Source organism: Collinsella sp. An2, from assembly GCF_002160065.1.
Classification (GTDB): Bacteria; Actinomycetota; Coriobacteriia; order Coriobacteriales; family Coriobacteriaceae; genus Limicola.
Genome location: NZ_NFJW01000008.1, coordinates 1 through 14835, shown reverse-complemented (window position 1 = coordinate 14835; position 14835 = coordinate 1). Strand labels below are relative to the sequence as shown.

Below are 14835 nucleotides of genomic sequence, written 5' to 3'. Positions count from 1 at the left end.
CCGTTTGCGGGCCCATTTGGACCGCTTGCCCTCCAAGCCGCATTGGCCCCGACGGCGCGACCGCCGCCGAGGCATGAGCATACCCGTCCGAAAGCCCCGCTCACACGTGAGGACGAAACACATGCAGACACGCCCCCTGCCCACGTAAGGCTTTCATAAAGCTTTGTGTCCGACGAGCCCGCCTGCCTTCGAACGCCGTATAAAGGGAGGACTATACTTTCATGTAACCCCGTTGTGCCCCTGAGGCGCAACGGCAGTCAAATGTTCACGACGTCGCGGCGTGGCGCCGCGTGAGACGAGGAGACCATGGCAGCGAAGGCCGACAAGAAAGCGAAGGACAAAGGCGACAAGAAGCACAAGGGCGGCGTGACCGAGATTCCGCGGTCCGAACGCTATGACTTCTCCTACACCCAAAACCGCGAGCTCAGCTGGCTGCGGTTTGACAACCGCGTGCTGGACGAGGCGTTCGACACCACGGTACCGCTCTTCGAGCGCATCAAGTTCGTCGCCATCTTCGAGTCCAACCTGGACGAGTTCTTCATGATCCGCATCGGCGGGCTTTCGGACCTTGCCACCCTGAAGCGCCAGCCCGTGGACAACAAGAGCAACATGACGCCGTCCGAGCAGATCGACCGCGTCTTCGAAACGCTGCCGCCGCTCATGGAGCGCGCCACGGGCGTCTTCCACTCCATCGAGTCGAGCCTGGCATCGTGGGGCGTCCATCGCGTCACGCCCGACAACCTGGCTGGCGACGAGCGGACCTTCGTGGAGCGCTACTTCCAGTCCTACGTCTCCCCCATCATCTCGCCGCTGGTCATCGACCCGCGCCACCCCTTCCCCAACCTGCGCAACGGCGCGCTGTACCTGGCTTGCGGGCTGGACAGCGTGGACGAGGGACGCCTGCTGGGACTCATCGAGATCCCCTCGTCGATGAACCGTGTCGTCGAGATTCCAAGCGCCCCTGGCGAGTATCGCTACATCCTGCTCGAAGACATCATCCTCACGTGCCTGAACAGCTGCTTTGGTTCCTACACCCCGCTCGACCGCGCCGTGATCCGCGTGATTCGCAACGCCGATATCGATCCGGACGGAGAGGGCGTCGAGGAAGAGGAGGACTACCGCCTGCACATGAAGCGCATCCTGAAGAAGCGCCTACGCCTGCAGCCGGTATGCCTCAACGTGAGCGGCTCGCTCGAGCCTTCCACGCTCAAGACCATCCGCAAGTCCCTCGACCTCACGAGCCGCGCCGTCATGGTGCGTGACATCCCGCTGGACCTGGGCTACGTCTACAGCCTCGAGAGCCATCTGCCCGAGACCTCGCGCTCCGAGCTCCTGTTCACCCCGTTCCGTCCGCAGCCGAGCCCCATGTTCCAGCCCGGCCGGCGCATCTGTGACCAGGTGATCGAAGGCGACAAGCTGCTGTTCTACCCGTACGAATCCATGAACACATTGCTTGACCTCATGCACGAGGCCGCCTTTGACGAGGCCTGCATCTCCATGCGCATCACGCTGTACCGCGTGGCCAAGCAGTCGCGACTCTGCGAGGCGCTCATCGACGCCGCGGAAAACGGCAAAGAGGTCACGGTGCTCATGGAGCTTCGCGCGCGCTTCGACGAGCAGAACAACATCGAGTGGGCCGAGCGCCTGGAGGAGGCCGGCTGCACCGTCATCTACGGCTCCGAGGGCTTCAAATGCCACTCCAAGATCTGCCAGCTCACCTATCGCCACGGCATGGCGCTCACCCGCATCACGCTGCTGGGCACGGGCAACTTCAACGAGAAGACGGCGCGCCTGTACTCCGACTTCATGCTCATGACCGCGCATCCCGGCATCGGAGAGGACGCCAACTCGTTCTTCCGCAACCTGGCGCTTGGCAACCTGCGCGGGCACTACCGCTATCTGGGAGTCGCTCCCGCGGGCCTCAAGCCCATGGTCATGAACGGCCTCAACCGCGAGATCGAGCGCGCGCTTGCCGGCGAACCCGCCCGCGTGTTCTTCAAGATGAACTCCCTCACCGACCGCGAGATCATCGACAAGATCGTCGAGGCCTCGCAGGCAGGCGTGCAGGTGGAGATGATCATCCGCGGCATCTCGTGTCTGCTGCCCGGCATTCCCGGCAAGACCGAGAACGTACACATCCGCTCCATCGTGGGCCGTTTCCTGGAACACGCACGCGTGTACTCCTTCGGCGTCGATGCGGACATCATCTACCTGTCCTCCGCCGACATGATGACCCGCAACACCGAGCACCGCGTAGAGATTGCCTATCCGGTGCTGGACCCTGCCTGCCGCGAGCTGGTACGTGGCTATGTCCAAGCCCAGCTTGACGACAACGTGAAGGCGCGTGAGCTCTCCAGCACGGGCGAATGGGAGAAGATCAAGCTCGCCGAAGGCGAGAAGCCCTTCAACTCGCAGGAATTCCTGCTGGCTCAGGCATATGCCCGCGCCGCGGCCGCCGAAGAGGCACGCAAGGCGCACCATGCCAAGGTGGCCGTGGGTGAGCAGGAGCGCGAGGCCGCGGCCGAGACGCTGCGTGCCGCCGAGGAGGAGACCCGCGAGCATGCCGCCGAGGCTAAGCACGTCGCCTCAGAGGGCGAGGTCGAGTGCTTGAAGCCGACCGCTGCAGCTGAGGACGCTGACACGACTCCGAAGGCAGCATCGACGGATGCGGATGCGCCGGCTCAGCCGGCCGCTGACACCGAGGTGGCCTCGACCGCCGCGCCTGCCGCCGAGGCCACCTCTGCCGCCGAGTCCGCCTCCCCAGCGCCCGAAGTGACTCCTTCGAAGCCGATGGCTGACGAGGCCACGTCCTCCGCGCGCCCCGAGCACACCTCTTCCCCGGCGCCGGCCTCACCACAGCCCACGAGTGAGATTCCCGTCCAGGCAACGCTCATCGAGCCCGAGCAGCCCACCGGCTCTCAGCCGGCAACCGACGCGCCCAAGACGCCGGCTTCAAGCGCCGCCGCCACGCGCACGACCTTGGCCAAGCGCCAGCCCGGACGGCTGCGCACGGGCCTTGCCCTCATCGGCCTGGGCATCAAGACGCTCATTCGCGGCAACGCCGACTCGTCGGGTCGACAGTAAAGGCGCACACGGGCGGTCCCACCATCGCTCACCCCCGCGCTGCGTAGCCTTACCAACGATCGCGCTTGCCAAGCGCCCGGTGCGTAACAGCATCGGGCGCTTTTCGTGGACGTCCTGGCAACGTACGAAAAGCACCCTCTCAGTTCGCCGCCCGCGCCGCCACGGCGGTTTTCTTTTGCGCTCAGAGGCCATGCGCCTGCGACCACGACGAACACGCTACACTTGTCCAGACGACGATTTCGCAGAAAGGGATATCCATGAGACTCACCATCGAACGCATGGCCTACGGACCGGACGGCCTCGCTCACACCGAGGACGGCAAGGCTGCCTTCGTCTCGGGGGCCGTTGCGGGCGATGTCGTAGAGGCGCGCGTGGACCGGGAAGACGTCTCGCTCATCCGCGCCACCGCCGAAGAGATCTTGGAACCCTCGCCCCATCGCACCAAAGCCCCCTGCCCCTTTGTGGGGGTGTGCGGCGGATGCCCCTGGGGCGCCCTCAAGCGCGACACGCAGCTCGCCGCCAAGGAGGACAACCTTCGCTCGGCTCTCGAGCGCATCGGCAAGTTTGACCACGACGAGGTTGCCGAGCTCGTGCAGCCCATCCGCTACACGAAGGATGCCTGGGGATACCGTAACAAGGTTGAACTCGCGCCGTCCTTCTCGAACGGCCGCATGCGTCTGGGCATGCACGGCCTCGACCCCAACCAGATCATCTCGGTGGACTCCTGCCCCCTCTTTGAGCAGGCATATCCCCGCGCCATCAAGGCGGTTGCCGGAGCCCTGGGCTACCTGGGCAACTCACGCGACCTTTCGCTCGAACGCGTCGGCGTGCGCGCAAGCCGCCGCACCGGCGCTCTTGAAGTCGCCCTCTGGACGCCCACCGGCTCCTTCCCCCGCGCCCACGTGTCTCGCGTGCTTGAAGACGCCCTGTCGCCGACAGGCATCGTGCGCGTCATGACCAAGGGTGAGCAGCGAGCGCGCCGCGTGAGCAAGGTCGAGCTCCTCGCCGGCACCGGTTCCTGGACCGAGCAGATCGCGGGCGAGCGCATGCGCATCTCGGCGCCCTCGTTCTTCCAGGTAAACACCCCGGCAGCGGAGATCCTTATCGACCTGGTCATGGACGCCCTCAAACCCGGCCCCGAAGACCTCGCCATCGACTTGTACTGCGGGGCGGGCACCTTTACCCTGCCGCTCGCCCGTCGCGCGGACTACGTTGCCGCGGTCGAAGCATACGGCCCTGCCGTGCGCGACCTGCGTCACAACATCGACGCCGCACACCTGGACAACGTCGACGTCATCGGCGGCGACGCCGTGCGCGAGTTTCCCGACCAAGACGCAGACGTGCTCGTGGTCGACCCGCCACGCGCTGGCCTTGCGCCCGAGGCGGTCTCGCTCATCGCGTCCACCTCGGCGCGCGACGTGGCCTATGTCTCCTGCGATCCCGCAACGCTCGCACGCGACCTTGCGCGCTTCCGCAGCGACGGCACGTTCCGCCCCGTCTCCGTCACGCCGGTCGACCTCTTCCCCCAGACCTTCCACTGCGAGACGGTCGTCCACCTTACACGTAACAAGTGATGCCGCTTGCCCCCAGCGCCCGCATTGGCGTGCCTATTTGGGTATAAGCGCAGTTGATGTACCGCGTCGAAAGGATTTCCCATGTCTGCTGTTGCCATCTTGGTTGCCGATGGATTCGAGACCATCGAGTGTCTGACCGCACTCGACGTACTGCGCCGTGGCGGCGTGCGCGCCTCGCTCATCTCGATCATGGCCACCCGCGAGGCGGTGAGCGCCCAGCAGGTGAACATCGTGTGCGACTACACCCTCGACGAGGTCGACATGTCCGAATACGACTACATCGTGCTGCCCGGCGGCATGCCCGGTGCCAGCAACCTGCGCCGCGACCAGCGCGTTTGCGAGCTGGTGAGCGAGTTTGCCGCCAACAAGCACGTGGCGGCCATCTGCGCCGCACCGTCCATTCTGGGCGAGCTCGGCCTGCTCATCGGCCGCAAGGCGACCTGCTTCCCAGGCTTTGAGAGCTCGCTTCCCGCCGGCACGTTTGCCGGACCCAAGACGGTCGTCGTCGACGGCAACATCATCACGGCATCCGCCATGGGACAGGCCTTGCCCTTCGCGCTTGCGATTCTGAAGGACATCGCCGGCGAGAAGGCCGTCGAGAAGGTTCGTGAGAGCATCCAGCTATGATTCTTGCCTCGCAGTCTCCCCGCCGCGTCGAACTCATGCGCGAGGCGGGCTACGACTTCCAGACCATCCCGGCAGACATCGATGAGACGGCCCTTCCCGACGAGGGGCCGGCAGAGCTGGTCGGCCGCCTTTCGCGCCTGAAAGCGCATGCGGTGGCGTCCGCTCATGCCCAACCGGGCGAGCTCGTGGTTGCCGCCGATACCGTGGTCGCCATCGACGGCGCGATCCTGGGCAAGCCGCTCGACGCGAACGACGCATGTCATATGCTGAGACGCCTCTCCGGCAGGACGCACCAGGTCATGACGGGAGCATACGTGATGCGCTGCGAGCCGGAATATGCAGCACAGGAAACGGATTCAAGCGACGAAGCCGACGGGACATCCATCGGCTTCGTCGAAGTCACCGACGTCACGTTCTATCCCCTGTCCGATGATGAGATCGAGCGGTACGTCGCCAGCGGCGAGCCGCTCGACAAGGCAGGCTCCTACGGCATTCAGGGCACGGGCGGACGCATGCTCGTGCGCAAAATCGACGGCGACTTCTACAACGTCGTCGGGCTTCCAATCGCCCGCGTCGCTCGAGCCATCGACCAGCTTACGGCGGGGAGCACCCACGCGTAGGGACCCACCTGACGCACAGCACCGCCCGATCGCCTGCCATTGGACGGCGACGTCTCCGGCACAGATAGCACAACAACAGGGCAGGAATCTCACAGCTCGAACCGCCCCAAACCGTTATTGGAAGGAAGCCCATGACCGACACCGCATATCGCACCATCGGCATCAACGAAGTCGACGGTTTTCTTATTGGACACAGCACCAACCGCGAGGCGGGAACCGGTTGCACCGTCATCGTCGCCCCTCAGGGTGCCACCGGGGGCGTCGATGTGCGCGGAGGCGCTCCGGCGTCGCGCGAGACCGATCTGCTGAAACCCGAAAACACGGTCAATGTGGTCCACGCCGTCTGCCTATCGGGCGGATCGGCCTTTGGACTCGAAGCCGCATCTGGCGTAGCGCGCGAGCTTGAAGCACGCGGCATCGGACTGGACACCGGGGCGGCGCTCGTCCCCATCGTCTGCTCGAGCTGCATCTTTGATCTCGCCTTCGGCGATGCCACCATACGTCCCGGCGTCGCTGAGGGCATCGAGGCCACGCGCGCGGCCTTCTCACATGCAGGCGAGCCGATTGCCGAAGGCGTCGTGGGCGCTGGAACCGGTGCCACTGTCGGCAAGCTCAACGGTCCCGCCTGCGCCATGAAGGGCGGTCTGGGGGCGCGGGCCATCGCCGTGGGCGACCTTACGGTAGGTGCCGTCGCCGTCGTGAACGCCTGCGGAAACGTCGTCGACCCCGCGACGCTCTCACCTATCGCCGGAATGCGCACCGCTCCGGACTCCCATGAAATCGCAAGCATGGAGGAAGCGATGCTTGGGCAGGGCGCAGCGACGCGCATGCCGCTCGACCGCACCAACACCACCATCTCGTGCATCGTCACCAACGCCCGTCTCACCAAGGCACAGGCGACCAAGGTCGCCCAGATGGCAGCAGATGCCTATGCTCACGTCATTCGTCCCACGCACACCACCAACGACGGCGACACCATCTATGTGCTTGCCTCCGGGACCCTCGACGAGGAGCTGCCGCTCGATATCATCGGACTTGCGGCGACGCGCGCCCTCGAGTCCGCGCTCGTTGCCGGCGTCACCGAGGCGACCTCGCTCCACGGGATTCCCGCCGCCCGCGACCTTGCCTAGCGGCTTGCCGCAATACGGCCCTACCGACACGGTTCAACCCAGCCGTTACGGCCTCACCCTTCTCGCGACCCGCGAAATATGCAGATACAAAAAGCGCCACGTGACATACGTGGCGCTTTTTCTAGTTGAACTTAAAAATCTTACCCGCCAGGTGGTAGATGCCGATGGTGACCTTGTCTCCCACCTTGGTCGGCAGGTTGGTGCCGACTCCCAGAAGACCCCACCGGGCATGGCGATACATGCGCTCGTCGAACGCTCGCAAATCGGCCCACAGCTGCTTAAGGTTGTCCGGCATGGCAGGGTCGTCCGAAAGCTTCGTGAACACCGAGCAGATGGTCATCATCATGGTGAAGTAACCCATCATGTAGGACCGCAGCCGCGAGCTCTTCACGTCGTCAAACAGATGATAAGACCTCATCATGATGCGCGTGACGCGGAACTGCTGATCCAGGCGCTTGACCATGGTCGACTCGTTGACGCTCTGGCCCTCGCGGCCGATGAAGTACCGATACAGGTCGATATCGGCATAATAGAGCGTGTGGCACAGCGGCAACGGCACATAGGCATAGATGTTATCCACGTAGAACGTGTGCGCCGGCAGCGGAAGGTTGGCCGAGCGCAGCACGTCGGTGCGATAGCACAGACTATGCATGAGCAGATTCTGGTCGGGACGGAACCGGCCGATCTGATCCCACGTGAAGATCTTCTTGCGCGGCAACGCCGAGCGATAGCTGATGGCGGTGTGCTTATGCTCAAAGACCTTCTCGTACACGTAGTTCGAGATAAAGAGGTCGACACGCGTGCCGCGTTGAACGAATCCGCGCAGGATGGACAGCATGGTAGAGAGCGCCGCGCTATCCAGCCAGTCGTCGGAATCGACCACTTTGTAGTAGATGCCCTGGGCCTCACGAAGTCCAGAGAGCACAGCTATGCCGTGGCCTCCGTTCTCCTGATGCACCGCGCGGATGATGCCCGGATAGCGTGCCTCCCACTCGTCGGCCTTGGCAGGGGTCTCGTCCTTGCTGCCGTCGTCGACGATGATAATCTCGATGTCACCCGAATAGCTACTGCCCTCGAGAATCGAGGTAATGCAGCGATCCATGTCCCCCGCCGAGTTATAGCAGGGAATGCCAAACGTGATGATTTTACGCATGGCAGGCGATGATCTCATCCGAGAGCTCGAGCGCGGAGGCGGTCACGGCGTCCATATCGTAGTAACGATACTCGGCCAGACGACCCACCGGATGGAAGTTGGTGAGGTTCTGGACGCGGTCCAGATAGCGCTCGTAGAGCTCCTGGTTCTTGGGGTCGATGATCGCATAGTAGGGAGTCTGGCCGCTGCCCGGCTCGTAGGCGTGGCTGTACTCCTTCATGATGGTCGTCTTGCCCGGAACCACCTGACCGGTCATGTTCTTGAACTCGGTGATGCGGGTGAAGTCCTCGCTCGTGGTGTAGTTCACGGTGCCGACGGGCTGGAACTGATCCATATCCAGCGTCTCGAACTTCATGTCGAGCGTACGGTACGGCAGCGCGCCCAAATCGAGGTTGAACAGCTCGTCGAGCGGACCGGTGTAGACGATCTCGCCGCCGTAGCACTTGCCGCACACATTGACGTTGGTCTCGCCGATCTCGAAGATGTCACGCGCGTCGACGTCGCAGAAGACGTCGATGAGGTCGTGATCGAGCATGTGCTCGAACAGCGCCGTGTAACCGGCAGCAGGCATGCCCTGGTACGGCGCCTGCGGGAAGTAACGGTCGTCGTCGCCGATGAAGACGGGGACGCGGCCGGTGACCGACGGGTCGATCTCGTCGGGGGTCTGACCCCACTGCTTCATGGTGTAGTGCAAAAAGACGTTCTCGTACACGTAGTCCGCGACCTCCTGGAGGTCGGGGTCGTTCTTCTTGCGCAGCTCCATGATGGGAACCTTCTTGTTCTCACCAAAGGTGTCCACGAGCTTGCGATAGAGCTGCTCGCCGCGCTCGTCGCCAAACGCAAGCTTGAGCGACGTGTGGTTGAACGGCACCGGCATGAGCGTGCCATGGATGTTGGCAAGCACCTTGTGCTGGTAGTCGGTCCACTTGGTGAAGCGCGACAGGAAGGTGTGGACGCGCTCGTTGTAGGTGTGATAGATGTGCGGACCATACAGGTGCACGAGGATGCCGTCCTCGTTCTCATAGTCGTAAGCGTTGCCCGCGATATGGTTGCGGCGCTCGAGCACCGCTACGCGGAACCCCGCGCTCTCGGCAAGGCGCCGGGCGCACACGGAACCGGCGTAGCCAGCCCCCACCACGATCATGTCGTACAGGTCGGGGTTGAATGACTCAGGTAGACCAGAATGAATCTGCATCGCTGCTCCTCGCAGGCTCGACTAACCGTCTTTGGACGCATGGCGCCAATTGTTAGAGGGATTATAGCGCTGTCGGACGTATAATATGCCCTGCCACACAAGGAAAGCTCAACCTGCCCCAACGACAGAGCTTCCTCCCAGCTCAAAGGGTATGGAAGCGCTTCGCCCGGTGAGGAGAGCCCGATTTCGAGGAGAATCCATGAGCGATTTCCTATCCCGTATGAAGGCTGCCGCAAAGGCGGACATGAAGACCATCGTCCTGCCCGAGGGCGAGGACCCGCGCACCATCGAGGCGGCGAAGAAGATCGTTGCCGAAGGCCTTGCGAACCTCGTGATCCTGGGCGACCCGGCGAAGATCGACGTGGAGGGTGTCACCGTCATCGACCCCACCTCGCCGACCGCTCCCAAGCATGAGGCCTATGCCCAGAAGTTCGCCGAGCTGCGCGCCAAGAAGGGCGTGACCATCGAGCAGGCCCGCGCCCAGATGATGGACGCCACCTACTACGGCACCATGATGGTCAAGATGGGCGATGCCGACGGCCTCGTCTCCGGCGCCTGCCACTCCACCGCCAACACCCTGCGCCCGGCGCTGCAGATCCTGAAGACCGCCCCGGGCACCAAGCTCGTCTCGGCCTTCATGGTCATGTGCACCAAGACGCCCGAGTTCGGCGCCGACGGCACGCTCGTGTTCGCCGACTGCGGCCTGAACATCGACCCGACCTCCGACGAGCTCTCCGAGATCGCCATCGCCTCTGCTAACTCCTTCAAGACCTTCATGGGCGACGTCGAGCCCAAGGTCGCCATGCTCTCCTACTCCACCATGGGCTCGGCCGGCGGCGACACCGCCAAGAAGGTCCAGGAGGCCACCGCGTTCGCCAAGGACAAGGCTCCCGAGCTCGCCATCGACGGCGACCTTCAGCTTGACGCCGCCATCGTGCCCGAAGTCGCTAAGCTGAAGGCTCCCGAGTCCACCGTGGCCGGCCATGCCAACGTGCTCGTGTTCCCGAACCTCGAGACCGGCAACATCGGCTACAAGCTGGTCCAGCGTTTCGGCCAGGCCGAGGCGTACGGCCCCATCCTGCAGGGCATCGCCAAGCCGGTGAACGACCTCAGCCGCGGCTGCTCTGCCGACGACATCGTGGGCGTCGTCGCCATCACCGCCGTCCAGGCCCAGATGGCCGAGTAACGCGCGCCAGGGCTGCATGGCTACCAGACAGCTACCAGAAGACAGCTGCCAGACGGCACGCGGGTTTTCATACCCTATGGTGCAGAAGGGGGCTCCGGTTCGTCCGGAGCCCCCTTTTCGCGTGCGCCCGATCTTGCCTGCACAGCAGCGAGATAAGGTTCACTGCGATGGATCCCCGTGCGATGGGATCTCTGGCCTCCAAAGCCAGCTCCTTGAGGGCGCTTCTCGCCAACGTGCTGCACCCCGCTTGGTCATTTTCCTCGCCCTCTGGGCCTGCTCGGCACATGTAGAACGAGCTGATGGTCAAGAATGCTGCCCGCTGGGTAAGCTCGACGTAATCGGGGCGAGTCGATGGTCAAAACTGTGGCCCGCTGGGTACTCGAGAGACACCGGAGATGCAAGTGTGGTCAATTCGGGCGAGGGCTGGGCATGGGCCATGCCGCGTGGGGATGCGGATGGTCAAAACCGGCGCCGCCTGGGCATCCCCGGTGCTCCCTGGAGCCGCAAACGCCCTTCGGAAGGGAGCATGTCTGCCCAGGAGGCGAGGAAATTGACCTGGAGCGTCACCCGATCGCGAAATGCATGCCCAGGGGTCGACCAAATCGACCAGAGGCCCTCCCCTTCCGCCCTCGCAATGCCCAGCAGGCGGACAAATTGACCACGTGGGTGTCCCAATCGCTTATCCCTGCCCAGCGGGCGCGCAATTTGACCAGCAGCGAGCCTCGCAGCAGCAGGCCCTCAGCCACCACAACCAACAGGCCTTCGACACCACCACAACCGGCAGACGCCGCGGCGATGGGTCCCAGCCATTACGGCCAGCAGTCCCGCTACGATGAATCCCCGCTCGCCAGCAGTCAGCTAACAGACAACAGGCGGGCGGCAGTGCACATGCTCATCCCCTGCCGCCCGTCTTCGTCGTGCTATCCGCGGCCCAACAGGTCAAGAACACGACGCTTATGCTCAAGAAACTCCTCGGTGAGGGTGTAGCCGGACCGCTCGCCGCGCGGACACACGATGTGCTCTGCACCCACAATACGCGTCGGCTCGCCCGCCTGCGGAGCACCCCTCATGACGTAGATCACGTCCGCTATCTCAAGGGCCTCGTCGATGTCGTGCGTGACCATGAGCGCCGTGGTGCCAAACCGTTCGGCGACGTCGAGAAACCAGGTATGCATATCCGCCTTGGTAAAGGCATCAAGCGCCGAGAACGGCTCGTCAAGGAGCATGAACTTTTGCGAGAAGAGATAGCTGCGCAGAAGCGCGGCGCGCTGACGCATGCCTCCCGAGAGCTCGGCAGGCCAGCGATCGGCTGTACCCGCGAGCCCAAAGGTATCAAAGTACTCAAGCGCCTTCGCACGAGCCTCACGACGCGGAACCCCGCGAAGGATGAGGGGAAGAGACACGTTGTCGACGATGGTCTTCTCCGGCAACAACAGGTCCTTCTGAAGCATGTAGGCGAGCTTTCCGGGATGTCCGGTGATATCGGCATCGTCAAGCATCACCCGCCCCGTGTCCGGCAGCGAGAGCCCTGCGACCACATGGAACAGCGTGGTCTTTCCGCATCCCGACGGGCCGAGCAAGCAGGCAGCCGCGCCGGAATCTACAACAAGGCTCACGTCGTCGAGCACCTTGAGCCCATCGAATGCAACCGATACGTTCTCTACTTCGAGCCTAGCCATACTGGCTACTCCCCTCTTCCGCCCGCGACGCTAGGCAATAAACGAATCCGTCATGCCCGCGCCGGAAGCAATCTCGGGAGCGAAGCCCTGCTCGGACACCCAGGAGAAGAAGGCATCCCAACGGCTCTGATCGATCTCGCCCCAGCTGGGCGCATCGGCCTGATACTGGTCGGCCAGATACTCCTGGCTTGCATGGACAAGCTCGGAGTCCAGCTCGGGAGCCGCCGCAAGAAGCACCTCGGCCGCGCCGTCGGGGTCGGAGATGCAGTCTTCGTAGCCCTTGCGCGTCGCGTCTACAAACGCCTGGACAACATCCGGATCGGAGTCGATGAGGTCGTTGTTAGCGATGATGACCGGCGTGTAGAAGTCAAAGACGGGGTCGATATCGGCAAACGCGAAGTAGTTGTAGTCGATTCCTGCGAGCTGGCACTTCACGCCCGCCCACGCCCAGTAAATCCAAATGGCATCCACCTGGTCGGTCTGAAGCGCCGTCACCTCGTCGGTCACCGTGGAGGGAACCATCTGAACGCGCGAGAAATCGCCGCCGTCTGCCTCGACGCAGCGCTGGATCACGCCTTGCTCGATGGGCATCTCCCAGGTGGCATAGGTATGGTCCATCATCTTGGCAGGGCCCGTGATGCCTTTGTCCTTGCGGCTGATGATGCCCGAGGTGTTGTGCTGGATGATGGCGGCCACCGCCGTGACCGGCAGCACGGAGTCGCCGGAGACATAGGAAGCCATCGTGTCTTGGAATGAGACGCCGAACTGAGCCTCGCCGGTGGCCACGAGCGAGTCCGCACCGTTCTCGGGACCCTGGACGATTTCCACGTCAAGGCCGGCATCCTTGTAGTAACCCTTCTGGGAAGCCACATAGACGCCGGTGTGGTTGGTATTGGGCGTCCAGTCGAGCACGAAGGTGACTTTCCTGAGGCCGCTTCCCGCGTCCGCTGAGCCTGCGGAGCTGCCAGATGCGGTGCTGCCGGCACCGTTTGAGCATCCGGCAAGCGCCGTCGCACCCATCATACCAAGGCCAGCAATACTCGCCCGCACGAGGCTGCGGCGGGAGATGGGTCGCTTTGCACATGCGGCAAACAGATCGTGTTGATGCATGATAGATCCTCCCTATCGGCGGGCGCGGCGCTCGGCGCGCTCCCACGGCATAGCAATGCGGCGAACCAAGCCCACCAGCCACATCAGCACCAGCGACATGACCGAGATAAGCAAAATCACCGCGAACATCTTGTCAAACGAATACGCTTTACGGACGCGCGTCATGTAGACGCCCAGGCCTGAGAATCCGCCCAGCCACTCGGCGATCACCGCGCCCACGATGGCGTAGGCGGCCGAAATCTTGAGGCCCGAGAAGAAGTGCGGCAGCGCAGCCGGAAGCTTCGCATGGCGCATGATCTGCAGACGCGTCGCGCCCATCGAGCGCATCAAATCGATGGCGTCCGGATCGACCGAACGAAACCCGTCGAGCAAACCCACGGTGATGGGAAAGAACGTCGAAATAACGATCAGCACCACCTTGGGCAGCATCCCATAGCCAAACCACAGCACGAGCAGCGGTGCGATCGCAACCGTAGGGATGGTTTGGGTGAGCACCACGAGCGGATAGAACGCACGGTAAAGCGTCTCGAAACGGTCCATCAGAACCGAAGCCGTAAAGCCAAGAACGATGCCGAGCGCCAGGCCGGCGAGCGACTCGATAAGAGACGTCGCCGCATGACCGGCAAGCAGCTGCCAGTCGGAGACGAGCGCCTTCACCACCGCTACGGGGCTCGGCAGCAGAAAGGCCGGAATCAACCCCGCCGAGCAGACCAGCTGCCAAACGCCTATAAGCACGATAAGCGTGACCGGAGCCGCAAGCGCTTGAAGGCCTCCTGTCGCGCCCTGCGCGCGCGAGCCTGCGCTCGTCTTATGCCTCATGCTCATGATACTTGCCGATCTTCTGCTCGGTCGTGAGCACGCCCTGCTCGGGCGCATAGAAGATCTTGGCGTAGGTGGCGACCTCACCGGCACCAGCCTCGGTGCAGATGCGGCTTACGCCCGCCAGCACCTCCATGCACAGGTCATAATCACCCTGAATCGTCGTTTCAAACGGCCCCACATAGGCATCCGGGAATTTGGTCTGAATGTAGGCAATCGCCTCATCGACGATGCGGCACACCTCGTCGTTGCCGCCGACATTTTGCGGCAGAACCTGAATTGCTACGCTAGCCTCCATGGTGCTTCCTTTCCGGAGCGTCTGGCCCCTTTCTTCGTAGGGGCCCATCAAGGCTATCGAGCGGTCCCTACGCCGGCATTACCCGGATCAGGTTATCGGGTCGAAGCGGTGACGGTCATATCCGTCCGATCTTCCTCTCAGCCGGGCTCCCCCAGCTCCCCGTGTGTACGATGACTAGTATAGCGAAGTCGGCCCAACGCGGCGCGCATTTCGCTTTGGCTGAGCGTTGGCAACCGTCTTTGTTTGATTTGCAAGTTCATCGAAACGCTTCCAGGACTCAGCGGGACATGTCCCGCTGAGTCCTGGAAGCGTTTCGCGCTAGCCTCCCGGACGGGGGCCGGATCGGCCGGCCCGCGAAGA

Annotated in this window: 12 protein-coding genes and 1 riboswitch; of the genes, 6 read left to right on the top strand and 6 right to left on the bottom strand. The window is 63.4% G+C overall.

Annotation, left to right across the window (positions count from 1 at the left end; translation table 11 throughout):
• Positions 1-306 precede the first annotated feature (306 nt).
• The 5 genes from ppk1 (at position 307) to B5F33_RS06325 (ending at position 7035) form a co-directional block, all read left to right on the top strand.
• Entirely contained in the window at positions 307-3084 is a 2778-nt protein-coding gene (gene ppk1 / locus B5F33_RS06345; protein ID WP_087410971.1) for a polyphosphate kinase 1, read from the top strand.
• 257 nt (positions 3085-3341) lie between these two features.
• On the top strand, positions 3342-4658 hold the full coding sequence (gene rlmD / locus B5F33_RS06340) for a 23S rRNA (uracil(1939)-C(5))-methyltransferase RlmD (RefSeq protein ID WP_087410970.1): 1317 nt from the start codon (positions 3342-3344) through the stop codon (positions 4656-4658).
• 81 nt (positions 4659-4739) lie between these two features.
• A complete protein-coding gene (locus B5F33_RS06335; RefSeq protein ID WP_087410969.1) occupies positions 4740-5285 on the top strand; it encodes a DJ-1 family glyoxalase III in 546 nt (181 codons plus the stop codon).
• Positions 5282-5905, top strand: coding sequence for a Maf family protein (locus B5F33_RS06330; RefSeq protein WP_087410968.1), 624 nt, complete (start codon positions 5282-5284; stop codon positions 5903-5905). Before B5F33_RS06335 ends, B5F33_RS06330 begins: the two co-directional genes overlap by 4 nt.
• A gap of 131 nt (positions 5906-6036) precedes the next feature.
• Entirely contained in the window at positions 6037-7035 is a 999-nt protein-coding gene (locus B5F33_RS06325; RefSeq protein ID WP_087410967.1) for a P1 family peptidase, read from the top strand.
• Between the two features lie 121 nt (positions 7036-7156).
• On the opposite strand, the gene B5F33_RS06320 is transcribed toward B5F33_RS06325, so the two are convergent.
• The gene (locus B5F33_RS06320) at positions 7157-8188 is read right to left on the bottom strand and encodes a glycosyltransferase family 2 protein (protein WP_087410966.1); all 1032 of its coding nucleotides are present in this window, start codon (positions 8186-8188) and stop codon (positions 7157-7159) included.
• Complete coding sequence (glf, locus tag B5F33_RS06315; RefSeq protein WP_087410965.1) at positions 8181-9383, bottom strand: UDP-galactopyranose mutase; 1203 nt, start codon at positions 9381-9383, stop codon at positions 8181-8183. The genes B5F33_RS06320 and glf overlap by 8 nt, the downstream gene beginning before the upstream one ends.
• Before the next feature lie 199 nt (positions 9384-9582).
• Here glf and pta point away from each other — a divergent pair, with 199 nt between their 5' ends.
• Entirely contained in the window at positions 9583-10569 is a 987-nt protein-coding gene (gene pta / locus B5F33_RS06310; RefSeq protein ID WP_087410964.1) for a phosphate acetyltransferase, read from the top strand.
• Positions 10570-11489: 920 nt separating this feature from the next.
• Here the strand turns inward: pta and B5F33_RS06305 are convergent.
• The 4 genes from B5F33_RS06305 to B5F33_RS06290 are packed head-to-tail and all read right to left on the bottom strand — an operon-like array spanning position 11490 to position 14475.
• A complete protein-coding gene (locus B5F33_RS06305) occupies positions 11490-12248 on the bottom strand; it encodes an ABC transporter ATP-binding protein (RefSeq protein ID WP_087410963.1) in 759 nt (252 codons plus the stop codon).
• A gap of 30 nt (positions 12249-12278) precedes the next feature.
• Positions 12279-13358 (bottom strand): ABC transporter substrate-binding protein, encoded by a 1080-nt coding sequence (locus B5F33_RS06300; RefSeq protein WP_087410962.1) that lies wholly within the window; start codon positions 13356-13358, stop codon positions 12279-12281.
• A gap of 12 nt (positions 13359-13370) precedes the next feature.
• Positions 13371-14183: an ABC transporter permease gene (locus B5F33_RS06295; RefSeq protein WP_087410961.1), complete on the bottom strand. Its 813-nt coding sequence runs from the start codon at positions 14181-14183 to the stop codon at positions 13371-13373.
• Positions 14167-14475: a thiamine-binding protein gene (locus B5F33_RS06290; protein ID WP_087410960.1), complete on the bottom strand. Its 309-nt coding sequence runs from the start codon at positions 14473-14475 to the stop codon at positions 14167-14169. The genes B5F33_RS06295 and B5F33_RS06290 overlap by 17 nt, the downstream gene beginning before the upstream one ends.
• Positions 14476-14521: 46 nt before the next feature.
• A riboswitch (TPP riboswitch) is annotated at positions 14522-14638 on the bottom strand.
• Between the last annotated feature and the right edge of the window lie 197 nt (positions 14639-14835).